The organism is Rhodococcus sp. (in: high G+C Gram-positive bacteria), from assembly GCF_049299235.1.
GTDB lineage: Bacteria > Actinomycetota > Actinomycetes > Mycobacteriales > Mycobacteriaceae > Rhodococcus.
On the sequence record NZ_JBAQXC010000327.1, the window covers coordinates 1 to 6187 of the forward strand.

Below are 6187 nucleotides of genomic sequence, written 5' to 3' on the forward strand. Positions count from 1 at the left end.
TCACCGTTCAGTGCGGAACACCAGCACCGTCGCACCCGTCATCGCGAGCGGTGTGCCGACGGCCCTGGGAGAGGAGTCCGCGGGCACACCGTCGGGCGCGCTCGAATCGAACACACACACCACCGGGCCTCGATACCACTCGGGTCCGGCGACCACGATCGTCGCCGGACCGCCGGCGTGCAGCACGATCAGACCGCTGCTGTCCGCGAGCGGTGCCCCCGCCCGTGTGACCGTGCCGAGTTGAGATCCGTCCACCCACGCTTGCAGGGTGCGGCGGTCGTCGTCGTGCCAGCCGGGCTCGTCGAGTTCGGTGCCGTCGCCGCCGAACCACACCAGGTCGGGGAAGCCGACGGTGCGGGCCCGGCCGTCGAAGAATCGGCGTTGCCGCAGTACCGGAACCACTGTGCGCAACCGCAGCAACTGCCGCACGAACGCGATCCGGTTCGGGTCGGCCGACGACCAGTCCAACGCCCACGCATCCGCCACCGAGGTGCCGACGGGGACGCAGTAGGCGTTGTTGTTGCCGCCCTGGCTGTTCCCGAATTCGTCGCCGGCGAGAAGCATCGGGGTGCCGGTGGACAGCAGCAACGTGGACAGCAGGGCCCGCACATGACGGTCACGCGCGGCGACGATCTCCGGGTCGGCCGTCGGTCCTTCCATCCCGTGGTTGACGGATTCGTTGTGGTCGGCGCCGTCTCGTCCGTCCTCGCCGTTGGCCTCGTTGTGTTTGCGTTCGTAGGCGACCAGATCGGCGACGGGGAACCCGTCGTGGGCGGTGACGAAGTTGATCGACATCCACGGTTGCCGCACCGTCCGGTCGTAGAGGTCCTCCGAACCGGCCAGGCGTGAGGCGATCTCACGAATTCCCGAACGGCCCGCCCAGAACCGGCGCACCACGTCCCGGTAGCGGTCGTTCCATTCCGCCCACTGTGCGCCGAACTCGCCGAGTCGATAGCCGGGCCCGGTCGCGTCCCACGGTTCGGCGATCAACTTCAGATCCGTCAGGACCGGATCGGTGGTGATCGCGGTCAGCAGCGCGGCCCGTGGATCGAACTCGCCGCCGCGCGGCCGCCCCAGCGCGCTGGCCAGGTCGAACCGGAACCCGTCGACCCCCATCTCGGTGGCCCAGAAGCGCAGGCTGTCGCACACCATCCGCACCGCGATCGGTGAGTTGCCGTCGATCGTGTTGCCGCATCCGGTCAGGTCGATGTCGACTCCGTGATGGTCGAGCAGGTAGTAGCCGGGTGCGTCGAGTCCGCGCCACGACAGGGTGGGGCCGGCGACCGACCATTCGCACGTGTGGTTGTAGACGACGTCGAGGATCACCTCGATGCCGGCCGCGTGCAGTGCCCGCACCATCGTCTGGAACTCGTCGATCTCGGCGCCGGGCATGCTCGCGTAGCCGGGGTGCGGCGCGAAATACGAGGCGGTCGAATAGCCCCAGTGGTTGCGCATTCCGCGGGCCCGCACCGGCGGTTCGGTGACGAACGCGTGGACCGGCATCAATTCGACCGCGGTGACCCCGAGCCCGACGAGATGGTCGAGCACGGCGGGCGCAGTCAACCCGAGGTAGGTGCCGCGATGTTCGCCCGGCACCCCGGGATGTCGCGCGGTGAAGGACCCGACGTGCAGTTCGTAGAGCACGCTCTGTTCCCACGCGGTGCCGGGCCGCTCGCCGCGGTACGGGCCGGACCGGCCGGTGACGACCGAGAGTGGTGTGTGGCCGAGCGAATCGATGCTCGACGGTACCCCGAACGGGTCGTCGTCGTAGGCGAGCAACCGGGCGGGATCGCCGATGTCCCCGGTCAGGCGGCGTGCCCACGGGTCGAGCAGCAGCTTGGCGGGGTTGGTGCGCAACCCGGTGCGAGGTCGCCACGGGCCGTGGGCACGGTATCCGTAGCGCTGTCCGGGGCCGACCCCGGCGATGCTGCCGTGCCAGATCCCGAACGTGCGTTCCGGCAGGTCGATTCGCTGCTCGCGACCGTCGTCGGCGATCAGGCAGACCTGGACGCGGTCGCTGTGCGGGGCGTGCACGGCGAAGTGGGTGCCCCCGTCGGGGAGCGGGGTTGCGCCGAGAGGAAAAGGCCCGCGGCCGGCGCGGGCCACCGGCGGCGCGGTGGGATCGGTGGTGGAGGACGACACGAAAGTCGATCCTGCCGTGTATCGGCGCGGCGGGTAGTCCAAGATGGACGGCGTGGCGCAACCTGATCCCGATCTGCTCATCGAATTCGACGACGTGTTGGTGCGGCGGGGCGGCAACGTCCTGGTCGGGCCCGTGACCTGGAAGGTCGAGCTGGACGAACGCTGGGTGGTGCTCGGCCCGAACGGCGCCGGCAAGACCTCGCTGCTCCGGGTCGCGGCCGCCGAGACGTTCCCGACCTCCGGCACGGCGAGCGTGCTGGGCGAGCGGTTCGGGCGCACCGACCTGTCCGAACTGCGGCCGCGCATCGGGATGTCGTCGTCGGCGCTGGCCAACCGGGTTCCGTTCGACGAGAAGGTCTCCGACCTGGTGGTTTCCGCCGGATACGGGGTGCTCGGTCGGTGGCGGGAGAAATACGACACGATCGATATCGAACGGGCGACGGAGATGCTGGAAAGCCTCGGCGCCGAACACCTCACCGACCGCATGTACGGCACGTTGTCGGAGGGGGAACGCAAGCGGGTACTCATCGCCCGGGCGTTGATGACCGATCCGGAACTGCTGTTGCTGGACGAGCCTGCCGCGGGTCTGGACTTGGGTGGACGCGAGGAACTCGTGGCGCGGCTGGCGACGCTCGCCGCCGACCCCGACGCGCCTGCGACGGTGCTGATCACCCATCACGTCGAGGAGATCCCGCCGGGCTTCACCCACGCCATGCTGCTCAAGGAGGGACGGGTCGTGTCCCAGGGGCTGATCGACGAGGTGATCACCGCCGCGAACCTGAGTGATGCGTTCAGCCAGTCGATCACCCTCGATCGGGTCGACGGCCGGTTCTTCGCGCGCCGTACCAGGGAATCGGGACTCCACCGGGCTCGCGTCTGAACCATCGGCCCGGCACAACCATCGGCCCGGCACCGTGGCGCCGGCCCGATGCGATGCGCGTCACTTCGTCGCGTAGTTTGTACGCATGCCTACCGAACGTTCAGCGGTGCCCTTCGACCCGGCCGCGGTGCCGATCCGGGACGCCTCCACTGTGCTCCTGATCCGCGACTCGGATCGTGGTGTCGAGGTGTTCCTGCAACGCCGCGTCGTCGGGATGGACTTCGCGGGCGGCATGACGGTGTTCCCGGGCGGCGGCGTCGACCCGACCGACAGCGATGCATCCGTGCGGTGGGCAGGGCCCCCCGTCTCGTGGTGGGCCGAGCGGTTCGGCACCACCGAAGGCCGCGCGCAGGCGCTGGTACTGGCCGCGGTCCGGGAAACGTTCGAGGAGTGCGGTCTGCTGCTGGCCGGGCCCACCGTAGACACTGTCGTCGCCGACACCGCGCCGTACGCACCGGCCCGCCGTCGCCTGGAAAGTCGGGAACAGTCGTTCGGTGACTTCCTCACCACCGAAGGGCTCGCGGTCCGCACCGACCTGTTGCGGCCCCGCGCGAACTGGATCACTCCGCTCGGTGAGCGTCGCCGCTACGACACGAACTTTTTCGTCGCGGCGGTCCCCGAAGGGCAGCGCGCCGACGGCGACACCAGCGAAGCCGAACATGTGCAGTGGCGCACGGTGACCGAGGCGCTCACGGACTGGACGTCGGGTGCGTCGATCCTGCTGCCACCGACCTGGGCGTTGCTCACCTCGCTGGCCGGTTACGCCACGGTTGCGGACGCACTCGCGGACGAGGTAGCGATCGACCCCGTCCTGCCGATCATGTCGCGCAACGACGACGGGCACATCCACATCTCGTTCGGCGGTGACGAGGGCTACTACAGCGCCGGGGGACCACACCCGTGGGCGTTGCGCGCCGATCTCTGAACTAGCCTGTGCGGCATGGCTGAATTCGTCACTCTCGAGGTTTCGGACGGTATCGGAACGATCCGGCTCGACCGCCCGCCGATGAACGCGTTGAACCGGCAGGTGCAGGAGGAGATCCGGGCCGCGGCCAGGGAAGCGACGGTGCGTGCCGACGTCGCCGCCGTGATCGTCTACGGCGGCGAGAAGGTGTTCGCGGCCGGCGCCGACATCACCGAACTCGCCGAGTTGAGCTTCGTGCAGATGAGTGAGATCGTCGCGGATCTGCAATCGGCGATCGGATCGATCTCCGAAATCCCGAAGCCGACGGTCGCGGCGATCACCGGGTATGCGCTCGGCGGCGGACTCGAACTCGCACTCGGCGCGGACCGCCGGATCATCGGCGACAACGTCAAACTCGGGACACCCGAGATCAAGCTGGGCATCATCCCCGGCGGTGGTGGCACCCAACGGCTCGCGCGACTCGTCGGTCCGTCGAAGGCGAAGGACATCGTCTTTTCGGGCCGGTTCGTCGGGCCCGACGAGGCACTCACGATCGGGTTGGTGGACGAGGTTGTCGCACCGGACGAGGTGTACAACGCGGCACGAACGTGGGCAGCGCAGTTCACCGGCGCGGCCTCGCGTGCCCTGGCCGCGGCGAAGGCCGCGATCGATCAGGGCCTCGAGACGGACCTGGACACCGGGCTGAAGATCGAGCAGCATGTGTTCGCGTCGTTGTTCGCCACGGCCGATCGCACGATCGGGATGGAGTCGTTCATCGCGAACGGCCCCGGCAAGGCCGTGTTCACGGGCCGATAGCCCCGACAAAACTGGAACTTGTTCCACGCTTACCGATGGGTAGGATCACCTCATGACTGCAAGCAGGACCGACGGGAACGACCCCGCGCCGAACCCGCACGCCACCGCCGAAGAGGTCGCGGCGGCACTGGAGGACACCAAACTCGCCCAGGTGCTCTACCACGACTGGGAAGCCGAAACCTACGACGAGAAATGGTCCATCTCGTACGACGAACGGTGCATCGACTACGCCAAGGGGCGATTCGACGCCGCCGCCGGAGAGCAGCCCCTCCCGTACGGGAAGGCCCTCGAACTCGGCTGCGGTACCGGCTTCTTCCTGCTCAACCTCATGCAGGCGGGCGTCGCGACGTCCGGTTCGGTGACCGACCTGTCACCCGGCATGGTCAAGGTCGCCCTGCGCAACGCGGCGAATCTCGGACTCGACGTCGACGGCCGCGTCGCCGACGCCGAGACCATCCCGTACGAGGACAACACCTTCGACCTCGTCGTCGGACACGCTGTGCTGCACCACATCCCGGATGTCGAGCAGTCGCTGCGCGAGGTCCTGCGCATCCTCAAGCCCGGCGGCCGGTTCGTCTTCGCCGGCGAGCCGAGCACGGTCGGCAACTTCTATGCCCGCTGGCTCGGCCGCATCACGTGGGAAGCCACCACCAACATCACCAAACTGCCCTTCCTGAGCGACTGGCGGCGCCCGCAGACCGAACTCGACGAGTCGTCGCGGGCGGCGGCCCTCGAGGCCGTCGTCGACCTGCACACCTTCGACCCGTCCGATCTCGAACAGATCGCGACCGCCGCCGGTGCCGTCGACGTCACGGCGTCGAGTGAAGAGTTCGCCGCCGCACTGCTCGGCTGGCCGGTACGGACCTTCGAGGCCGCCGTGCCCGAGGAGAAACTCGGCTGGGGCTGGGCGAAGTTCGCGTTCGGTGGCTGGAAGACGCTGAGCTGGGTCGACGAGAACGTGCTCAAGCACGTCGTCCCGCGCAGCTTCTTCTACAACGTCATGATCACCGGTGTGAAGCCCGGCGAGTAGTTGGGCTACGACTTCACCCTCGCCGACGTCGCCTACCTGACGTCGGCCGAGGCGGCGTCCGCCCTCACCGAAGTGGGCGGCCGCGAGTTGTCCGCGCGCACGCGCCTGGCCGATATCGGCTGGGCGCGTACGCGTTTCGGTGACCGCGCCGCACTGCTCGTCGAGACCGCGCTCGCGCGGCGCAAGGCCGTCGGAAAGCTGCCGGACGCGGGCAACTGGTTGCTCACCGACGACGCGGTGCAGCAGGCCACCCCCGCAGTTGTCGCCGCGCACCGCGCGCGGCGCCTGACCGGGCGGGCGGTGCACGACGTGACGTGCTCGATCGGCGCCGAACTGGCCGCACTCACCGGTGTCGCGCAGACCGTGATCGGCAGCGATCTGGACCCGGTGCGGCTCGCGATGGCCGCGCACAACG

General features: G+C 68.9%; 5 protein-coding genes and 1 pseudogene. 5 read left to right on the plus strand and 1 reads right to left on the minus strand.

The features are described from left to right. Positions 1–2142, minus strand: a complete 2142-nt coding sequence (glgX, locus tag WAX14_RS20640; RefSeq protein WP_422629914.1) for a glycogen debranching protein GlgX — start codon at positions 2140–2142, stop codon at positions 1–3. Between the two features lie 43 nt (positions 2143–2185). On the opposite strand from glgX, the gene WAX14_RS20645 reads away from it, so the two are divergent. From WAX14_RS20645 to WAX14_RS20665, 5 genes and pseudogenes are all read left to right on the plus strand, one after another. Continuing rightward, positions 2186–3022 (plus strand): ABC transporter ATP-binding protein, encoded by an 837-nt coding sequence (locus tag WAX14_RS20645; RefSeq protein WP_422629915.1) that lies wholly within the window; start codon positions 2186–2188, stop codon positions 3020–3022. A gap of 85 nt (positions 3023–3107) precedes the next feature. Next, a complete protein-coding gene (locus WAX14_RS20650) occupies positions 3108–3947 on the plus strand; it encodes an NUDIX hydrolase (protein WP_422629916.1) in 840 nt (279 codons plus the stop codon). 15 nt (positions 3948–3962) lie between these two features. Next, positions 3963–4742 (plus strand): enoyl-CoA hydratase-related protein, encoded by a 780-nt coding sequence (locus WAX14_RS20655; protein WP_422629917.1) that lies wholly within the window; start codon positions 3963–3965, stop codon positions 4740–4742. Positions 4743–4794: 52 nt separating this feature from the next. Further along, on the plus strand, positions 4795–5772 hold the full coding sequence (locus WAX14_RS20660; RefSeq protein WP_422629918.1) for a class I SAM-dependent methyltransferase: 978 nt from the start codon (positions 4795–4797) through the stop codon (positions 5770–5772). After that, positions 5773–6187 (plus strand): annotated as a pseudogene (locus WAX14_RS20665) (class I SAM-dependent methyltransferase); the annotation flags it as partial.